General features: G+C 72.4%; 17 protein-coding genes. 9 read left to right on the top strand and 8 right to left on the bottom strand.

What is annotated here, in order from left to right; translation table 11 throughout:
* The first annotated feature begins 104 nt into the window (after positions 1-104).
* The 9 genes from ACW9PK_RS05575 (at position 105) to ACW9PK_RS05535 (ending at position 9,097) form a co-directional block, all read left to right on the top strand.
* Entirely contained in the window at positions 105-791 is a 687-nt protein-coding gene (locus ACW9PK_RS05575) for a DUF305 domain-containing protein (protein ID WP_098055718.1), read from the top strand.
* 104 nt (positions 792-895) lie between these two features.
* Entirely contained in the window at positions 896-1,240 is a 345-nt protein-coding gene (locus ACW9PK_RS05570) for an NADH-quinone oxidoreductase subunit A (RefSeq protein WP_019310385.1), read from the top strand.
* Positions 1,231-2,466 (top strand): hypothetical protein, encoded by a 1,236-nt coding sequence (locus ACW9PK_RS05565; RefSeq protein WP_457016965.1) that lies wholly within the window; start codon positions 1,231-1,233, stop codon positions 2,464-2,466. Before ACW9PK_RS05570 ends, ACW9PK_RS05565 begins: the two co-directional genes overlap by 10 nt.
* A complete protein-coding gene (locus tag ACW9PK_RS05560) occupies positions 2,459-3,394 on the top strand; it encodes a complex I subunit 1 family protein (protein WP_029603322.1) in 936 nt (311 codons plus the stop codon). Before ACW9PK_RS05565 ends, ACW9PK_RS05560 begins: the two co-directional genes overlap by 8 nt.
* 3 nt (positions 3,395-3,397) lie before the next feature.
* Positions 3,398-3,961 (top strand): NADH-quinone oxidoreductase subunit J, encoded by a 564-nt coding sequence (locus ACW9PK_RS05555; RefSeq protein ID WP_019310382.1) that lies wholly within the window; start codon positions 3,398-3,400, stop codon positions 3,959-3,961.
* A complete protein-coding gene (locus ACW9PK_RS05550; RefSeq protein WP_019310381.1) occupies positions 3,958-4,260 on the top strand; it encodes an NADH-quinone oxidoreductase subunit NuoK in 303 nt (100 codons plus the stop codon). Before ACW9PK_RS05555 ends, ACW9PK_RS05550 begins: the two co-directional genes overlap by 4 nt.
* The gene (locus ACW9PK_RS05545) at positions 4,257-6,167 is read left to right on the top strand and encodes a proton-conducting transporter transmembrane domain-containing protein (RefSeq protein ID WP_035962911.1); all 1,911 of its coding nucleotides are present in this window, start codon (positions 4,257-4,259) and stop codon (positions 6,165-6,167) included. Before ACW9PK_RS05550 ends, ACW9PK_RS05545 begins: the two co-directional genes overlap by 4 nt.
* On the top strand, positions 6,164-7,660 hold the full coding sequence (locus ACW9PK_RS05540) for a complex I subunit 4 family protein (RefSeq protein ID WP_457016962.1): 1,497 nt from the start codon (positions 6,164-6,166) through the stop codon (positions 7,658-7,660). The genes ACW9PK_RS05545 and ACW9PK_RS05540 overlap by 4 nt, the downstream gene beginning before the upstream one ends.
* A 15-nt stretch (positions 7,661-7,675) precedes the next feature.
* Positions 7,676-9,097, top strand: a complete 1,422-nt coding sequence (locus ACW9PK_RS05535) for an NADH-quinone oxidoreductase subunit N (RefSeq protein ID WP_253270487.1) — start codon at positions 7,676-7,678, stop codon at positions 9,095-9,097.
* A gap of 55 nt (positions 9,098-9,152) precedes the next feature.
* On the opposite strand, the gene ACW9PK_RS05530 is transcribed toward ACW9PK_RS05535, so the two are convergent.
* The 8 genes from ACW9PK_RS05530 to ACW9PK_RS05495 all read right to left on the bottom strand — a co-directional run bounded on the left by ACW9PK_RS05530 (position 9,153) and on the right by ACW9PK_RS05495 (position 16,383).
* The gene (locus ACW9PK_RS05530; RefSeq protein WP_035962920.1) at positions 9,153-10,028 is read right to left on the bottom strand and encodes a potassium channel family protein; all 876 of its coding nucleotides are present in this window, start codon (positions 10,026-10,028) and stop codon (positions 9,153-9,155) included.
* A 64-nt stretch (positions 10,029-10,092) separates the two neighbouring features.
* Positions 10,093-11,424: an APC family permease gene (locus ACW9PK_RS05525; RefSeq protein ID WP_457016959.1), complete on the bottom strand. Its 1,332-nt coding sequence runs from the start codon at positions 11,422-11,424 to the stop codon at positions 10,093-10,095.
* An 87-nt stretch (positions 11,425-11,511) separates the two neighbouring features.
* Positions 11,512-12,996 (bottom strand): multicopper oxidase family protein, encoded by a 1,485-nt coding sequence (locus ACW9PK_RS05520; protein WP_457016957.1) that lies wholly within the window; start codon positions 12,994-12,996, stop codon positions 11,512-11,514.
* The gene (locus tag ACW9PK_RS05515; RefSeq protein WP_098055600.1) at positions 12,993-13,268 is read right to left on the bottom strand and encodes an SHOCT domain-containing protein; all 276 of its coding nucleotides are present in this window, start codon (positions 13,266-13,268) and stop codon (positions 12,993-12,995) included. The genes ACW9PK_RS05520 and ACW9PK_RS05515 overlap by 4 nt, the downstream gene beginning before the upstream one ends.
* A gap of 79 nt (positions 13,269-13,347) precedes the next feature.
* A complete protein-coding gene (locus ACW9PK_RS05510; protein WP_098055597.1) occupies positions 13,348-14,013 on the bottom strand; it encodes a DUF305 domain-containing protein in 666 nt (221 codons plus the stop codon).
* 100 nt (positions 14,014-14,113) lie between these two features.
* Positions 14,114-14,452, bottom strand: coding sequence for a heavy-metal-associated domain-containing protein (locus tag ACW9PK_RS05505; protein WP_035962930.1), 339 nt, complete (start codon positions 14,450-14,452; stop codon positions 14,114-14,116).
* 84 nt (positions 14,453-14,536) lie between these two features.
* On the bottom strand, positions 14,537-15,676 hold the full coding sequence (locus ACW9PK_RS05500) for a sensor histidine kinase (protein WP_457016953.1): 1,140 nt from the start codon (positions 15,674-15,676) through the stop codon (positions 14,537-14,539).
* The gene (locus ACW9PK_RS05495; RefSeq protein ID WP_144829076.1) at positions 15,673-16,383 is read right to left on the bottom strand and encodes a response regulator transcription factor; all 711 of its coding nucleotides are present in this window, start codon (positions 16,381-16,383) and stop codon (positions 15,673-15,675) included. Before ACW9PK_RS05495 ends, ACW9PK_RS05500 begins: the two co-directional genes overlap by 4 nt.
* Positions 16,384-16,522: the final 139 nt, after the last annotated feature.

Raw genomic sequence — 16,522 nt, 5'->3', positions numbered from 1 at the left:
AGCACAGCCCCGCCCGCGCGGATCGTTCCCGCCCCGGCGGCGGGGTGATCACCGAGCCGGCATCTCAGGGTCGAGCTCCCTCGTCGTGGAAGAGAGACATCATCATGGGTTCCACCCCATTCCGTGGCCGCCCCACGGTGGCCGCCACTATCGCCGTCGCCACCGCCTTGCTGGGCGGGGCGACCGCCCCGGCCTTCGCCCGCTGGGAGGCCACCCCGGTCTCTGCCCATACCCAGACCGAGACTCTCCAGCCCGAGCCCACCTCCCCGACCGCCTACGAGTTCGGCGAGACCCTGGCCGGCCTCGAAGGCGAGGAACTGGAGATCACGTTCCTGGCCGAGATCATCCCGCACCACCGCGCCGCCATCGAGATGGCCGAACTGGAGCTGGAGCGCGGCACCAGTCCCGACATCCGCACGCACGCGGAGAACATCATCGCCAACCAGCAGCACCAGATCGACCAGTTCACCCGGTGGCTGGAGGAGTGGTACGGGCTGACCCCGGAAGAGGCCATGGCCCAGGTCCCGGCAGAAGCCCAGGAGGAGATGAAGATCCTGGAGGAGGAGACCCAGATGATGATCGAGGAACTCTCGGCCGTGGAGGCCGGTGAGGACTTCGACGTCGCCTTCGTGCAGAAGATGATTCCGCACCACAACAGCGGGATCATCGAGTTCCTCGAGCCGCAGTCCCGTGCCGTGCACCCGCAGCTGCGAGTGGCGGCCACCGCGGGGATCACCACCCAACAGGCCCAGGTCGCGGACTTCCGCACCTGGCTCGCCGGCCGCGCCTGATCACCGAGCTGAAACAGCGCGATCGGTGGGGCCACCTGTTAGGGTGGCCCCCACCGATCAACGACAGACTTCCATGTTCCGACCGCGCGAAAGGGGAGACCATCGTGTACTCCGGGATCGTGGCCATGGCCCTGGTGGCGCTGTCGGTCGTCGTTCTCCTCTATGCACTCCACCGCGCTGCCGTCATCACCGCCGAGCCGTTGACGGTTCTGCCCGCCCAATCCGGGTGGATGCCCCAGGAGCACGCGCTGTCCCGATTCCACGCCCGCTGGTACCTCGCCTCAATCGTGTTCCTGGCCTTCGACGTCGAGATGCTCTTCATGTATCCGTGGGCGGTGGTCGTGATCGAGAAGGGGATCTCCGCGGTCGTGGAGATGTTCCTGTTCCTCGGGGCCCTGCTCGTCGCCGTGGCCTGGGCCTGGCGCGAAGGAGCCTTCCGATGGGCCTAAGCGGTGCTCTCGCCCGGCTCGCGGTCCGGGCCACCCGGGTCCTCGTCGTCGAGGTCCCGGGGCACTGGGCGACCCGGATGGAGGTCGAGCACCAGCTGCTCCGCCGTGGGTGGCGACCGGCGTGGACACCAGCGGACGCGGACGTCCTGGCGGTGTGCGGTGTCCCCGGCCCCGAGCTCTCGGAGCTCGTGGACCGGCTCTGGGAGCAGATGCCCGGTCCCCGCGTCCGCGCCGACATCACCTCGCCCGGAACTGTAGGTTCCGCCCTCGACGCCGCCGCAGCCCTCCTTCTCGACACCCCGCACCACCGGACGGACGCCCAGGAGCGGGCGCAGGAACCCGAGATCCCCGAGGACGCGGATCATGGGGGTCACGGGGGCATGGGCCACGGGGGCATGGACCACGGCGAGATGGACCACGGCGAGATGGACCACGGCGGTCATGGCGGCATGGACCACAGCGGCCACGGCGGGATGGACCACGGGGGCATGGACCACGGCGAGATGGACCACGGCGGTCATGGCGGCATGGACCACAGTGGCCACGGCGGGATGGACATGGCCCCGGGGGGAATCGCCCTGGCCGGGGGCGGGGAGGACCGTGACGGGCTGGAGATGGACGTGCTCCACCTGCCGCTGGGTCCCGTGCTGCCGTTCTGGCCGGCCGGGCTCGTGCTGCGCTGCTCGTTGCAGGGGGATGTCGTGGTCGACGCCGAAGCCTCCGTGGTCGACGGCGCCGGAGCAGGCGGACCGGGTCCCGGTCCCGCGCCGGCGGCGGTGGTGTGGTGCGACCAGGTCATGGCGTTGCTGGCTCTCGCGGGGGTCGAGGACGCGGCGGCCTGCGCCCGCCGCGCCCGGGACGCCCTGCTGTGCGGTGACGAGGACGCCGCCCGGGCCGCCGCCGAGCGGTTGCACCGGACGATCCGGAGATCACGACTGCTCCGCTGGTCGCTGCGGGGCGTGCTGCCGCTCGACCCGTCCGACCTGGAGCAGCATGGTTTGCCGCGGCGCTGCCTCGGGGACGCCCACGACCGGCTGCTGGCCCGGGTGGAACGGATCCGGGCCGAGGCCGGCGGCGCGGAGCCGGTCCCGGTGGAGGACGCCGCGGTGCCGTGGGCGGTGCTGCCGGAGCTGGTGACCGGGCTGGAGCTGGGCTCCGTGCGGTTGGCCGTGGCGAGCCTGGATCTCGATCCGCATCCTGCCGTCCAGGCGGTGGGGCATGGCTGAGAGCGTGGTGACGACCGTCCCCGGAGGATGGGCCGTGCTGGCGGGGATCCTCCTGTGCGGCTTGGCCTTCTTCGCCGTGGCGCTGGATGCGGCGCTCTCGGCCCGGGCGCAGGGCACCGGCGGCGGATGGGGCGCGCCGCTGGGCCGTGCGGCGAGGCTGCTGCGGCAGCGGCGCCGGAGCACCGTGGCCGCGGACACCCTGCTGTGGCGGATCGGTGGCGCGGGCATGCTGGTCGGGGCGTTCCTGATGATCGCGGTGATCCCGCTGGGGGAGTGGACGCTGGCGGACCTGGACGTCGGTGTCGTGTGGTTCAACACCGTGGACGTCATGGTCTGGGCGCTGGTCTGGTTGGCCGGCTGGGGTGCGAACTCCGCCCACGGCCTGGTGGGCGGCTACCGCTTCCTGGCGCACGGGCTGGCCTACGAGCTGCCGTTGATGTTCGCGCTGGTGGCCCCGGCGATCGCCGCCGGCAGCCTGGCCGTGGGCGATGTCGCGGCGGCCCAGGACGGCGTGTGGTTCGTGGTCTGGATGCCGGTGGCGTTCCTCGTGTTCCTCATCGGCGTGACCGGCTTCTCCGTGTGGGGCCCGTTCGCCCCGGCGCTGGCCGCCGACATCGGCGGCGGCGTGCTGGCCGAGCTCTCGGGGGTCGACCGCCTCGTCCTCCAGGCCGGGCGCTACCTGTTCCTGACCGCCGGAGCCGCCTTCTCGGTGCCGCTGTTCCTCGGGGGTGGGGCCGGGCCGGTCCTGCCCGGCTGGGCGTGGGTCCTGGTGAAGACCGTGGCCGTGCTCGCGGTGCTCGTGTGGTTGCGGCGGAAGCTTCCGCTGCTGCGCCCGGACCGGTTCATGGAGATCGGGTGGATGGTCCTGCTCCCGGCCGCCGTGCTCCAGGACCTGGTCGTGTCCCTCGTCGTCGTCTGGAAGGGCTGAGCCGTGCTGGTCGGAATCGTATTCTGGGTGCTCGCCGTGGTGGCCGTGACCGCGGGGGCAGCTGTGTTCGTGGTGGACTCCATGGCCCGGGCCACCTATGCCCTGGCGCTGTCGTTCATCGCGGTGGGGGTGCAGATTCTGCTGCTCGGGCAGAGCTACCTCGGGATCATCACGATCCTCATGATGGTGATGGAGATGGCGGTGATGGCGGTCTACATGGTGATGTTCATGGGCATGAACCCGGCGCTGATGCCCATGGACATGACCCACGGGAAGAAGACCGCGATCGTCGCCTCGGCCGGGGTCTTCGTGCTGCTGGCCGCCGGTGCGCTGCTCGTGCCGTGGCCGCAGCGGCGCGGTGCTCCGCCGGAGGACCTCACGCACGCGCTGGGCCTGGAGATCATGGGCGAGAAGATGCTGGTCATGGCCGTGGTGGGCCCTGTCATGGTGGCCACCATCGTGGCCGGGGTGGTCCTGGCCGCCCACCGCACCCGCTACGACCGGCTCGGTGACGACCTGCGCCGCCGCCCGGCCGACGACCCCCAGCCGGGGGGTGTGGGCCGATGACCCTGGAAGCCGTGCTGGTCGTGGCCGCCGCACTGTTCGCCGTCGGGCTCTACGGCGCCCTGTCCCAGCAGGTGGTGGTGATGGTGATGATGGGCCTGGAACTGATGATCAACGGGGTCCTCCTGGCCGCCGCGGGCTTCTGGTGGTTCCTCGCCCCGGACCCCTCCGGGCAGGTGCTGCTGCTGGTGATCCTGGCGGCCATGACCGTGGAGATGGCCATGGGCTTCGCCGTGGCCACGCTGCTGCACCGCAGGCGCCAGACCGACATGACGGACATGGCCGAGGAGCTCTCCCGATGACCGCGGCCCAGGCCGTCCTGCTGGCCGTGGTGGTGCTCCCGGCCACCGTGGGGGCGGTGCTCGCCCTCACCCGGGCGGAGCGTGCCGCGGCCCCGGTCGCGGTGGCGACCGCCGCGGTGACCACGGTGCTCGCGGCGGTCGCCGCCCTGGCGCGGCCCGCCCTGGCGTATCCGTTCGTGGCCGGTGCCGACTTCGCGCTGGAGGCCGACGCCCTCGCGGCACTGACCCTCCCGATGGTCGCGGGAGTGACGCTCCTGGTGCTGGTCTTCGCGGCCGGCAGCATCCGGGCGGCACGGCCGCGCTTCCACGGGCTGATGCTGCTCTTCGCCGCCGCGGCCCTGACCACGGTCACGGCCGCGAGCCTGCCGGCGCTGCTGTTCGCCTGGGAGCTGATGGGCGCCACGTCCTACGCCTTGATCGGGTTCTGGTGGCGGGACGCCGACCGCGTCTCGGCCGGACTCACCGCCTTCATCACGACCCGCACCGCGGACTTGGGACTCTACGTCGCCGCCGGCGCCGCCCTGGCCGGCGGCGCCGGGATGGCCCTGTCCGCCCTGCCGGCCGCCGAGAGCCCGTGGCGGCACGTGATCGCGGCCGGGATCCTCGTGGCGGCCCTAGGCAAGGCCGCGCAGCTGCCGTTCTCCTTCTGGCTCTCCGGGGCGATGAAGGGCCCCAGCCCGGTGAGCGCGCTGCTGCACTCCGCGGCCATGGTCGCCATGGGCGGCTACCTCCTGCTCCGGGTGGAGCCGCTGCTGGCCTCCACCGGGTGGGCGGGCCCGGCCGCGGCGTGGATCGGGGCGGTGACCGCGGTGCTGATGGGGTTCGTGGCGCTGGCCCAGCGGGAGCTCAAGCAGCTGCTGGCGGCGTCCACGGTGGCGCAGCTGGGCTTCGTCGTGCTGGCCGCCGGGGTGGGCGCGGTCAGCGGCGGCGCGGCCCACCTGGTGGCCCACGCCTCCACCAAGGCGCTGCTGTTCCTGGCCGCCGGGGCGTGGCTGACGGCCCTGGGCACCGAGGAGCTCGCGGCACTGCGGGGGGCCGGCCGCCGGTGGCGGGTCGTGGGCGTGAGCGCGACCGTGGGGGCGCTGGCCCTGGCCGGGATCGCCCCACTGTCCCTGTGGGCCACCAAGGACGCGGTGCTGGCCGCCGCCCTCGAGGCCTCGGCGTGGCTCTACGCCGCCGGGCTCGTGGCGGCGGCCCTGTCGGCGGCCTACGCGGGCAAGGTCCTGTGGACGATCTGGTATCGGGGTGTCCGCGCTGAGGCCCAGGAGGGCGGCACCGGGGGAGTGGGGGTGCTGGAGCAGGTCCCGCTGGTCGTGCTCGCCGTCGGCGCGGCCGCCCTCGGGGTGCTGGCCCTGCCCCCGGTCAGCACGACCCTCGCCCAGGCGGTGGGCGGGCACGGTGAGGTGGCGGCCGCCGAGCTGCTCGTCTCGGCCGCGATCGCCCTCGTGGTCCTGCTGCTCATGCTGCGCCTGCGCGTCCCCGAGCCGGGATGGGCCGTGCGGTGGCTAGGGTTGGAGGCCGCCGCGCACGCCGTCGTCGTCCGCCCCTCACTGGGCCTGGCGCACGCCCTGGCCCGGTTCGACGACCTCGTCCTGGACCGGGCCGTGACCGCCGCCGCCGGGGCCGTCCCGGTGCTGGCACGGGCCGCGGCCCGGTTCGACGACCGGGCCCTCGACACCGGGGTCGAGGCCACCGCGCACGCCGCCGACGCGACCGGCCGGGGTGCGGCCCGGCTCGACGACGACGTCGTGGACGGCGCCGTCGAGGGCCTCGCCGGCCGGGTCCGCCGGCTCGGGCAGCTGGCCCGGGCCCCGCAGACCGGGGCAGTCCACCAGTACTTCCTCCAGGCCGTCGCGGTGCTCGCCGTCGGCGTCATGGTCTGGTCCGTCTACGCCGTGATGGGATGAACATGCTGAGCCTGATCGTCTTCCTGCCCCTGGCCGCCGCCGCCGTCCTGGCCGTGGTCCCCTCGATCGGGGCCGCGGCCGCGCGGTGGGCGTGGGTGGCGGTGAGCGTCGTGGAGCTGCTGCTCGTGGGCGTGCTGTGGGCGGGCTACGAGGACCCGGGACCCAACGGGCTGGCGTTCGAGGAGCAGGTGCCGTGGATCCCCGGGGTGAACAGCAGCTACCACGTGGGCGTGGACGGGCTCTCCCTGCCGCTGCTGGCCATGACGGCCGTCGTGTTCCTGGCCTGCGCCGTCCACGCCCTGCGGGACCCGGACCGCCCGCGCGTGCAGGCCGCACTGTTCCTGTTCCTGCAGGGCGTGAGCCTCGGGGTGTTCGTGGCGGCCGACCTCATCCTGTTCTTCGTCTTCTTCGACCTGTCCATCGTGGGCATGTACTTCGTGATCGCCGGGTGGGGCCACGGCAACGCGGTCCGGTCGGCGCTGAAGTTCTTCCTCTACACGTTCCTGGGCTCCCTGGCCCTGCTGCTGGGCTTCATCGGGCTCTACGTGGCGGCGGCACCGCACACCTTCGACATCCCCGAGCTCGTCGCGGCCGCACCTCTGGCGGGCGATCCGCTCACCGGGGGGTTGGTGCTCGCGGCGATCCTGGTGGGCCTGGCCGTGAAGACCCCCACCGTGCCGTTCCACACGTGGCTCCCCCCGGCCCACACGGACGCCCCGGCCACCGGCTCGGCCGTGCTGGCGGGGGTGCTGCTGAAGATGGGCACCTACGGGTTCGTGCGCATCGCCATGCCGATCCTGCCCGAAGCGTGGCGGGCGTGGGCCTGGGTGATCGTGGCCGTCGGCGTCGTCTCGGTGCTCTACGGGGCGTTCGTGGCCCTGGCCCAGACGGATCTCAAGCGGATGATCGCCTACACCTCGGTCAATCACATGGGCTACATCGTCCTGGCCCTGGGCGCGGTCGGGGTCCTCGCCGAGGGCGCCGCCCAGGCCCGGTCCGTGGCGGTCACCGGCGCGGTGGTGCAGATGGTCAGCCACGGGCTGATCACCGCCGCCCTGTTCCTGCTCGCCGGGGTGATGCAGGACCGGGCCGGCTCCTACGACATGGGCTCCTACGGCGGGCTGGCCGCCCCCGCCCCGCGCTACGCGGCGCTGTTCGCGGTCGGGGCCTTCGCCTCCCTGGGCCTGCCCGGGTTCTCCGGGTTCATCGCCGAGTTCCAGATCTTCGCCGGCAGCGTGGCGGTGGCCCCGGTCACCGCGGTCGCCCTGGTGGGCATCCTGGTCACCGCCGCACTGTTCCTGCGGGCCCTGCAGCGGGTCTTCACCGGCCCGGCGGCCGGGCACACCCCCGGGTTCGAGGACCTCCGGGCGCCGGAGCTGTGGTCCGCCGGTCCCCTGCTGGGCCTGTCCCTGCTCATCGGTGTGCTGCCCCGGGTGCTGCTCGAGGTGATCGAGCCGGCCTCGGCCGCCCTCGTGGGCCTGGTGGGACGGTAGCCGATGGAGGCCTCGATGCAGATGCGCCCCGAGCTGCTGCTGCCCGAGATTCTCGTCTTCCTCGGCGGGCTGGTGGTGCTGCTGGGCGGATCCTTCCTGCCCCGCGACCGGCAGTGGATCGCCCGCGCCGCCGCAGCCCTGGCCCTGCTGGGTGCCGCGGCCGCCGCGGCCCTCGCCATGGCCGGGCCCGCGCAGAGCGCCTTCAGCGGCACTTTCACCGTGGACACCGCCACCGGTACCGCCCGGGTGATCACCGCCCTGACCACCCTGCTGGTCCTGGGGGTGGCCTCCGGGGAGATCGCCGGGTCCCCGCGGGAGTCGGACACGTACGCGCTGCTGCTGCTGGCCACCACCGGGGTGATGGTCCTGGCCGGGTCCACCGACCTGCTCGTGCTGATCGTGGGGTTCCTGCTGGCCAGCATCCCCCTGTACGGGATCGTCGGCCTCACCGGCGGCCGCGCCGGGGCCGAGGCCGCCATGAAGACCTACCTCATGGGGGCGCTGTCCGGGATCCTGCTCATGCTCGGGGTCACCGTGCTCTACGCCCTGGCCGGGGGCACCGACTACGCCCTGCTCCAGGAGACGCTGCCCGCGGCCCCGGCCGCGGCCGTGGGCGCGGGCGTGCTGGGCGTGCTCGCCGGGCTGCTCTTCAAGGCCGGTGGGGTGCCCTTCCACTTCTGGGTGCCCGACGCCGCCCAGGGCACCGGGGCCACCGCCGCCACGTTCCTCACCACCGTCCCGAAGGTGGGGGCGCTGGTGGCCGTGTACCGGCTCGTGGCCACGGTCTCCGCCGGGGACGGCTCCTGGTTGCTCGTCGCCGCACTGCTGGCCACCGCCTCGATGGTCCTGGGCAACCTCGCGGCGTACTGGCAGACCGACCCCCGCCGGCTGCTGGGCTGGTCCACGGTGGCCCAGGTCGGGTTCCTGCTCGTGCCCGTGGCCGCGGCCGGGCGCAGCGACCTGGCCCTGCCCTCGCTGCTGTTCTACCTCGCCGCCTACGCCGTCACCAACGTCGCCGCCTTCGCCGTCACCGCCGCGCTGCCCGAGCACCGGGAGCTGGCCGACTACCGGGGCCTGGCGCGCTCCCGCCCCGGCCTGGGGCTGGCGCTGCTCGTGGCGCTGCTGGGGCTGGTGGGGACCCCGCCGCTGGCCGTGTTCGTCGGCAAGCTCACCACCGCCACCGCCGCCTGGGACGGCGGGCACGGCTGGCTGGCCCTGGTGGTGATGCTCAGCAGCGTGCTCAGCCTCTTCTACTACCTGCGCTGGTTCGCCCCCGTCTTCGCCCGCCCGGAGCAGCACGCCGCGGGGTTCCCCGGCCGCGGCGGGGCGGCCGCCTGGCCGGCCGTCACCGCCGGGGTCGCCGCGGTCGCGAGCCTGGTGCTGGGTGTCCTGGCCGGCGCCCTGTGGGCGGCCCTCGAGGGCCCCCTGGGAATGTAGGTGCGGCGACCTTCGCGCCCCGGACCGCCCGTGCGCAACGCCGAGAGGGGCGAACTCAGGCCCGGGTGCTCTGGCCGTGCTCGGCCGCATAGGCGGCGAAGACCTCACCGGGGTGCTCCCCGGTGCCCACGAAGTCGTCCTTGATCTCGGACCCGAGCTGGTCCAGGGCCGAGGACAGCCGCTGGGCGCTGGACCGCACCGCCGGCTCGGACCGGGCCATGGCCGCATCACGGAGCCGCAGCGCATACGGCAACTGCCGTGCCAAGGACAGATCGGGGTCGCTCTCCTGAAAATAGAAACCCTCGGTGTGCTGGGTGAAGTCCACGGAGATCTTCGTGAGATCCGCCTGCAGGGAATCCAGGACCCGGGAGGCGATGACCGGCTCGACCTCCTCGATCGTCTCGGCATAGTCGGCGTCGGCCAGCCCCTTGAGTTCTAGGGCCAGCGCCCGGCGCCGCATCAGGGGAGGATAGATCTGCGTGAACCACGTCAGCGCCGCGGTCAACAGCGCGAACCCGGTCAAGGCCTCGAACGGGGCAGCGACCCGGATCCACGAGTCGGTGGCCACCACGTCCCCGTAGCCCAGCGTCGACAGCGTCACCACGGAGACGTAGACGGCCTCGACCGCGTCCGGGTAGGCGGCCGCGTCGATGCCGGAGGAGTACATGAACCCGCCCGGGACGTGCGGGTAGTAGATCAGCGCCCACCCCGCTGCTTGCAGCACCACCCAGAGGAGCACCACGGCCACCATCGCCGCCGGCCCCACGGCGGAGCCGGCCCGGTGACCGGTGGCCTTCGAGACCTTCCACACCGTGGAGAGCACCAGTCGGCTCAGACGTCCCTGGCCGCTGGGGTGCAACAGGGTGTGGAACATGTCCATCAGCCCGGCCACGATGACCACGATCCCCAGAGCTGTCAGCAGTACGTCCATGATCGACCTCCGTCGTTGGTTTTTGTTCTTCCGGTCCCCGGGTTACGGGGCGGCTCACCGGTCCTCAGTGCTGTTCGTGCTCGCCCTGCCGCGCGTCCTCGTCGGAGCGGTGTCGCACGGTGAACCACTGCGCCACGACGATGACCAGGGCCACCACGGCGGTGATTACCAGGGTGAACGGGTCCGACTGGGATTTCAGCAGCACGAACGGCACGAGCACCGTGACGTCGAGGGCGATCGCGACCCAGGGGATCCACGGTTTGGCCCCGACGTCGTCCTTGAGGTGGCGGAGGATGCCGAGGTGGATGGCGATGTCCATCGCCAGGTAGAGGATGGCGCCGAGGGAGGCGATCTGGCCCAGGTCGAAGAAGGCCGCCATGACGATGGCCAGTCCCGCCGTGATGTAGAGGGACTGGTGGCCCTCCTGACCCGGCAGCCCGGGGGCCTGGCCCATGTCGCGGAGCATGTCGTAGAGCTTCGAGACCGAGAACAGGCTCGCGATCAGCCCCGACAGGGTCGCGACGACGGCGATCGCCACGGTCAGCGTCACGCCCCAGGCGCCGAACATCGGCTCGGCCGCCTCGGCCAGGGCGTAGTCCCGGGCCTCGACGATCTGCGGCACGGTCAGGCTGCCGGTCACCGCGACGGTGATCAGCAGGTAGAGCACGGTGCACAGGGCGAGGGAGATCATGATGGAGCGGCCGATGTTGCGCTCCGGCTGCTGCAGGTCGGCGCCCTGGTTGGTGATCGTGGTGAAGCCCTTGTACGCCAGGATGCACAGGGCGACCCCGGCCAGGAAGCCCAGCCATCCCGCCTCCGGCGGGGTGCGGTCGGCGGCGCTGAACAGCCGGCCCAGGGAGGACACCCCGGCGGCGAGGATGCCGGCGATCGCCAGCACGGCGATCCCGACGATCTTGAGCGCCGCGGTCACCGTGGCGGAGCGCTCCACCCACCGGTTGCCCACCAGGTTGACCAGGGCGGCGGCCACGATCGCCACCACCGCCAGCACCGCCACCCACACCTCGGAGCCCTGCAGGCCGAAGGGGCGCAGCAGGTAGGAGGCGAAGGTGCGGCCCAGCAGGGACTCGGCCAGGATCATCGACACGTACATGAACAGGGAGAAGGACCCGGCGAGAACCCCGGGGCCGTAGGCGGCCTTGAGCAGCATCGCGATCCCGCCGGAGGACGGGTTGGTGGCCGAGTAGCGGATGTAGGAGTAGGAGCTGAACGCCACGACCACGGCTCCGGCGAGGAACGCCCAGGGCACCCAGCCGCCGGCCAGTTCGGCGACCTGCCCCACGAGGGCGAAGATGCCTGCGCCGATCATCACCCCCGTCCCGAGGGCGACGGAACCGGTCAGGGAGAGCTTCTGCTGCGTCTGCGTGTCGTGGTCCATGAGGAGGTGCACGTCCTTCCTGCCGGGCGGTGAGTGCCCCCGGCGGTGGGGTGGTTCGGACAGGGTCGGTGGGCCGGCCCACGGTGCTCAGCGGGCCTCGAGGGTGCCCATCATGCCGAGGTCCTCGTGGTCGAGGATGTGGCAGTGGTAGACGGTACGGCCGGCGAAGTCGTCGAAGGCCACCCGGACCGTCACCTCTCCGAAGGCCGGGACGTTGACCACGTCCAGCCACCGCGGTGCGGCGACCTCGCGGCCCGCCTCGGTCACGACCTGCATGGGCCACACGTGCAGGTGCATCGGGTGGTCCATGGGGCTGGAGTTGGTGAGGGTCCACTCCTCCACGGTGCCCACCCGGACCCGCTGGTCGGTGCGCTCGGCGTCGAACGGCCGCCCGTCGATCGTGAAGGACATCATCTGCCCGGGGCCGCGCATGCCGCCCATCATCCCGCCCATGCCCATGCCCATGGCGAAGTCCAGGGTGCGCCGGGCCGCGACCGGCTCCTCGCGCAGGTCCCGCAGCACCGGACCCGGGGGGACGGGGCCGGCGTCCGCGGCCCGGTCCCCGGTGACCTCGAGGGTGAGCAGCTCGATCGGCTCGTCGGTGCCGGGGCCGTCCCCCGGCATCGCCCCGCCCATCATGCCGTCCATGCTGCCGCGGTCCACGGGGGCGGCGGTCAGGGTGGAGGCGCCCTCGCGGGTGTCCACGAGCAGCTCCACCCGGTTGCCCGGGGCCAGGGTCACCTCGGTGAGCTCGACCGGCTCGGGGAGGCGGCCGACGTCGCGGCCGAGCAGCCGCAGCGTCTGGCCGTCGAGGGTCAGGCGCAGGTACCGGGCCGGGCAGGCGTTGACGACCCGCCACAGCTCCCGCTCCCCGGGTGCGGCGCCGGCCCGGGGCCGGACCTGGCCGTTGACCAGCACGGTCTCGCCCTCCCGGCCCATCATCCGCTGCGGCGGGGAGACCTCGGCCAGGTTCCCGGAGTCGTCGAGGGTGAGGTCCGAGACCACCAGCACCCGTTCCCGGGCCCCGGGCACGGGGTCGGGGTCCTTGACGACGATGGCCCCGTAGAGACCCGCCGCGAGCTGGTCGGCCACGTGCCCGTGCCGGTGCGGGTGGTACCAGTAGGTGCCGGGCGGGTGGTCGTCCGGAAGGGAGAAGTCGTAGTCGAAGGAGTCCCCGGGGGCGATGCTGACGAAGGGGTTGTCCCCGTTGTCCTCCGGGGAGACGTGCAGCCCGTGCGCGTGCAGGTTCGTGGGGGCCTCCAGGCCGTTGGTCATCGCCACCCGGAGCGTGTCGCCGGGGCGGACCCGCAGGGTGGGCCCCGGCAGGGAGCCGTTGAACGCCTGCACGTGCGCGGTGCGCGCCCCGATCCGCACCCGGGCGGGGGCGGCCTCCAGGGCCAGGTCCAGGGCCCCGTCCCGGCTGGACAGCACCTCGGGCTGCAGCAGCTCCCGGCCGCCGCCGAGGGCCTCGCCACCGCCGCCGGTCCACCACAGCCCGGCCCCGCCCACGGCCGCGGCGCCGGCCCCGGCCGCACCCAGGGCCAGCAGCTGCCGGCGGGTCAGCGGGCTCACCGGTCGCCCTCCTCCAGGGTCCGCAGCCGCTCGCGATACTCTTCGGTGCTGATCTCCCCGCGGGCGTAGCGCTCCTCGAGGATCTCCCGGGACCGGCGCGGACCCGCGCCCGTCGGCGGCGGGGCGCTCCCGCCCTGCCGGGTCCCGCCGCCCGAGTTCCCGGTGAACGCCTTCACGAGCACGAAGATCAGCACCACCGTGCCCAGGATCAGCAGGAGCCAGAAGATCCACATCCAGCCCGTGCCTCCTCCCATGCCGTCGCCCCACATCATCGCGGTCCTCCTTCATCGATCGGTTTGCTGCTTCCTGCAGAGCGCCGCCCGTGGGCGGCGACGCCGGTCACCGGGGCAGTCAGGAACCGTCCGGCAGCTCCTGGAGCATCTGCTCCATCTCGGTGATCTCCGCCTCCTGGTCCTCGACCACCTGGCGGGCGAGCTCGACGGCCTGGGGGTTCTGTCCCTGCTCGATCTGCTCCTGGGCCATCTCGACCGCGCCTTCGTGGTGGACGGTCATCTGCTCCAGGTACAGCCGGGCCGCGTCCGTCCCCTGCGCGTCGGTGAGCATGCCCATGTCCTCCTCGCTCATCATCCCGCCGGCCCCGTGGTCCATGGACGTGGAGTCCTCGCCGGACATCGGCGCTTCCCAGGTCTGCAGCATCTGGTTCATGCGCTCGATCTCCGGGCCCTGGGCATCGATGACCTTCTGGGCGAAGTCCTGGACATCGGCGGGGATGTCGTCCTTGGCCAGCAGTGTCTCGCTCATGTCCACGGCCTGCTGGTGGTGGGGGATCATCATCTGGGCGAACATCACGTCGTCGTCGTTGTGCTCTTCAGCGATCGGCTCCCCTGAGGTAGCGCCCGACGGGGTGCTCGAGGGGCTACCGGCCCCGGTGGCGGCAGCTGTGGAGCTGGTGGTCTCGGAGGCCGCGTCAGTGTTCTGTTCGCCTCCGGTGCCGCAGCCGGCCAGGGCCAGGGCAGAGGCGAGGGCCACGGCGGTGAGGGAAGAGGCTCGGTTCATGGGGATGTCCTTACGTGGGGTGGTTGGGTGGTGGTGGCCCCAGGCAGGGCCTGGAGACCGGGAGCCGGGTCGGGCCGTGGGGGATCCGGTCCCGGCACGCTCAGGAAGAGGTGACCGCATATCCGGCACGCGCCACTGCGGCGCGCACGGATTCCTCTGCGACAGGGGTGGTGCTGGTCACGGTAACGGCCGAAGCCTCGCCGGCTACGAGGTCGATCTGCACGTCAAGGACCCCCTCCAACGCCGTGAGGGCCTCGGTGACCCGGCCGGCGCAGTGGCCGCAGGTCATGCCCTCCACCTGGTAGGTCGTGGCGGTGCCGTCCGAGGACGGCGACTGCGCCTCGACGGCAGTCCCCGCTTCCTCAGGGACAGAGGAGGGAGCGCAGCAGGCGCAACCGGTGGCGGCCATCGGCAGGGGGCGGCGGGGCGAGCTGGTCATGGTGGGCTCCTTCGGATCGTGAGGGAACGGGGAACGCCCCTCGCCTCTCAGGTATATACCCTGGGGGGGTATAGTGCAAGGATGTCAGTGAGCTTCCCGAGCGGGAGGCAGATCGGCCAGTTGGGGGGGCGGCAACTGGATGGTGAACACCGCGCCCTGACCGGGGCCGGGGGAGGCGGCGGTCAGGGTGCCGCCGTGGGCTTCGACCAGTGCTTTGGAGATGGTCAGGCCGATCCCGGAGCCGCCGTGGTCGCGGTCGCGGGCGGTGTCCCCGCGGTAGAAGCGTTCGAAGACGTGGGACAGGTGTTCGGCGCTGATGCCATCACCGGTGTCGGCCACGTGGATGGCGATCTGCCCGGGACCCTGCCGGGCCGCCCTCAGGATCACCTTTCCGCCCAGCGGGGTGTGGCGCAGGGCGTTGGTGAGCAGGTTGCCCAGTACCTGGCCCATCCGTTGCCGGTCCACGTCCACGGTCCCGGCCGACTCGTCGACGTCGAGCTCCAGGGCTACGCCCTTGGCGGCGTAGCCCTCCCGGTGGGCCTCCACGGCACTCCGGAGGAGCTCACCGACGGGCTGCTCGGTGCGGTCCAGGTCGATCCGGCCCTCCTCGGCGCGGGAGACGTCGTTGATGTCGTCCACCAGCCGGGTCAGTCGGGCCAGTTGCTCGCTCATGAGCTCACTGGTGGTCTCATCCCAGTGGGTGACCCCGTCCTGGAGGGCCTCGCAGTAGACGGTGAGCACCGCGATGGGGGTGCGCATCTCATGGGCCAGGTCTGAGAGCATTCGCCGGCGGGTGTCCTCGGTGCTCCGCAGACGGGCGGCCATGGTGTTGAACGAGGAGGCAAGGGCCTCGACCTCCGCCCCGGCGCCCATCGCCGGGACCCGGGTGTCGTAGCGGCCGTGGGCCATGCCCTGGGCCGCCTCGGTCAATCGTTCCAACGGCCCCCGGATACGACGGGAGCACCAGGCGCTGACCACCAGGGCGCAGACCAGGGCGGTGCCCAGGGCCACGCCCAGGGTGATGAGGTTGGTGTCGCGGTAGGCCTGCTCCACGTGCAGCAATTCCGGGGAGTTCTCCGGGTGCCCGGCCATGATCAGGTGCTCGTGGAAGATCGCCGGGCCGGCCAGGGAGGCCACCACGACCGCGGCGAGCAGGCTGGCGGCCACCACCAGCAGCTGGGCGAGCAGGAACCGGGAGACCAGCCCCCGGGGGCGTCGGGTCATCGGGCCCCCATCCGGTAGCCGACCCCGCGCACCGTGTCGATATGGGCGGTCGGTTCCTCGCCCAGCTTGCGGCGCAGGTGGCCGATGTGCACGTCCACGATCCGCTCGTCGCCCACCCAAGCCGGGTCCCACACGATGTCGATGAGCTGACGACGGGAGAACGCCTGGTGTGGGCGGGCCGACAGGGCCGCCAGCAGGTCGAACTCGGTGCGGGTGAGCGCCACCGGATCGCCGCCCACCCGCACCTCGTGGGCGGTCAGGTCGATGACGAGGTCCCCGAACACCCGCGCCGGTTCGGCCGGGGCCACGGTGGGGCGGGGCCGGCGCAGCACCGCGGCCACCCGGGCGACGAGCTCGCGCACGCTGAAGGGCTTGGTGATGTAGTCATCGGCCCCGGCGGCCAGCCCGGCCAGCTTGTCCTCCTCGTCCCCGCGGGCGGTGAGCATCAGCACGTAGCACTCCGAGAAGGCCCGCAGCCGCCGGCACACCTCGACCCCGTCCAGCCCCGGCAGCCCCAGATCCAGGACCACGACGTCCGGGTGCTCCGTGCGGGCGGTCTCGAGGGCGGCGGGGCCGGTGTGCGCCTGGGCGACGGCGTAGCCGGCGCGGGACAGGTAGGTGGCGACCATCTGCGCCAGAGGCTTTTCGTCGTCGACCACCAGCACCCGCCCGGCTGAGGACGCATCCCTGTCTGCGGAGATCACCATGATCCCAGTGTGTCCCGCCGTCCCGACGTAGAAGCCACTCGGGGGCCGGATGGTCCGCAATCTTCGCCAAACCTTCATGGAATCTGGGCTCCCGCCTGCCGGTGGCCTGCCAGAATGGTTCTCAACCCCCGCATTTTCT

This window comes from Kocuria sp. MNB10, from assembly GCF_054073685.1.
The sequence above is the reverse complement of the archived record's forward strand: the minus strand, read 5'-3'. Positions and strand labels throughout refer to the sequence as shown.

Coding starts and splice junctions, on each gene's coding strand:
- ACW9PK_RS05575 (WP_098055718.1), top strand. CDS start 105: ATGGGTTCCACCCCATTCCGTGGCCGCCCCACGGTGGCCGCCACTATC.
- ACW9PK_RS05565 (WP_457016965.1), top strand. CDS start 1,231: ATGGGCCTAAGCGGTGCTCTCGCCCGGCTCGCGGTCCGGGCCACCCGG.
- ACW9PK_RS05560 (WP_029603322.1), top strand. CDS start 2,459: ATGGCTGAGAGCGTGGTGACGACCGTCCCCGGAGGATGGGCCGTGCTG.
- ACW9PK_RS05550 (WP_019310381.1), top strand. CDS start 3,958: ATGACCCTGGAAGCCGTGCTGGTCGTGGCCGCCGCACTGTTCGCCGTC.
- ACW9PK_RS05545 (WP_035962911.1), top strand. CDS start 4,257: ATGACCGCGGCCCAGGCCGTCCTGCTGGCCGTGGTGGTGCTCCCGGCC.
- ACW9PK_RS05540 (WP_457016962.1), top strand. CDS start 6,164: ATGAACATGCTGAGCCTGATCGTCTTCCTGCCCCTGGCCGCCGCCGCC.
- ACW9PK_RS05535 (WP_253270487.1), top strand. CDS start 7,676: ATGCAGATGCGCCCCGAGCTGCTGCTGCCCGAGATTCTCGTCTTCCTC.
- ACW9PK_RS05530 (WP_035962920.1), bottom strand. CDS start 10,028: ATGGACGTACTGCTGACAGCTCTGGGGATCGTGGTCATCGTGGCCGGG.
- ACW9PK_RS05525 (WP_457016959.1), bottom strand. CDS start 11,424: ATGGACCACGACACGCAGACGCAGCAGAAGCTCTCCCTGACCGGTTCC.
- ACW9PK_RS05515 (WP_098055600.1), bottom strand. CDS start 13,268: ATGATGTGGGGCGACGGCATGGGAGGAGGCACGGGCTGGATGTGGATC.
- ACW9PK_RS05510 (WP_098055597.1), bottom strand. CDS start 14,013: ATGAACCGAGCCTCTTCCCTCACCGCCGTGGCCCTCGCCTCTGCCCTG.
- ACW9PK_RS05505 (WP_035962930.1), bottom strand. CDS start 14,452: ATGACCAGCTCGCCCCGCCGCCCCCTGCCGATGGCCGCCACCGGTTGC.
- ACW9PK_RS05500 (WP_457016953.1), bottom strand. CDS start 15,676: ATGACCCGACGCCCCCGGGGGCTGGTCTCCCGGTTCCTGCTCGCCCAG.
- ACW9PK_RS05495 (WP_144829076.1), bottom strand. CDS start 16,383: ATGGTGATCTCCGCAGACAGGGATGCGTCCTCAGCCGGGCGGGTGCTG.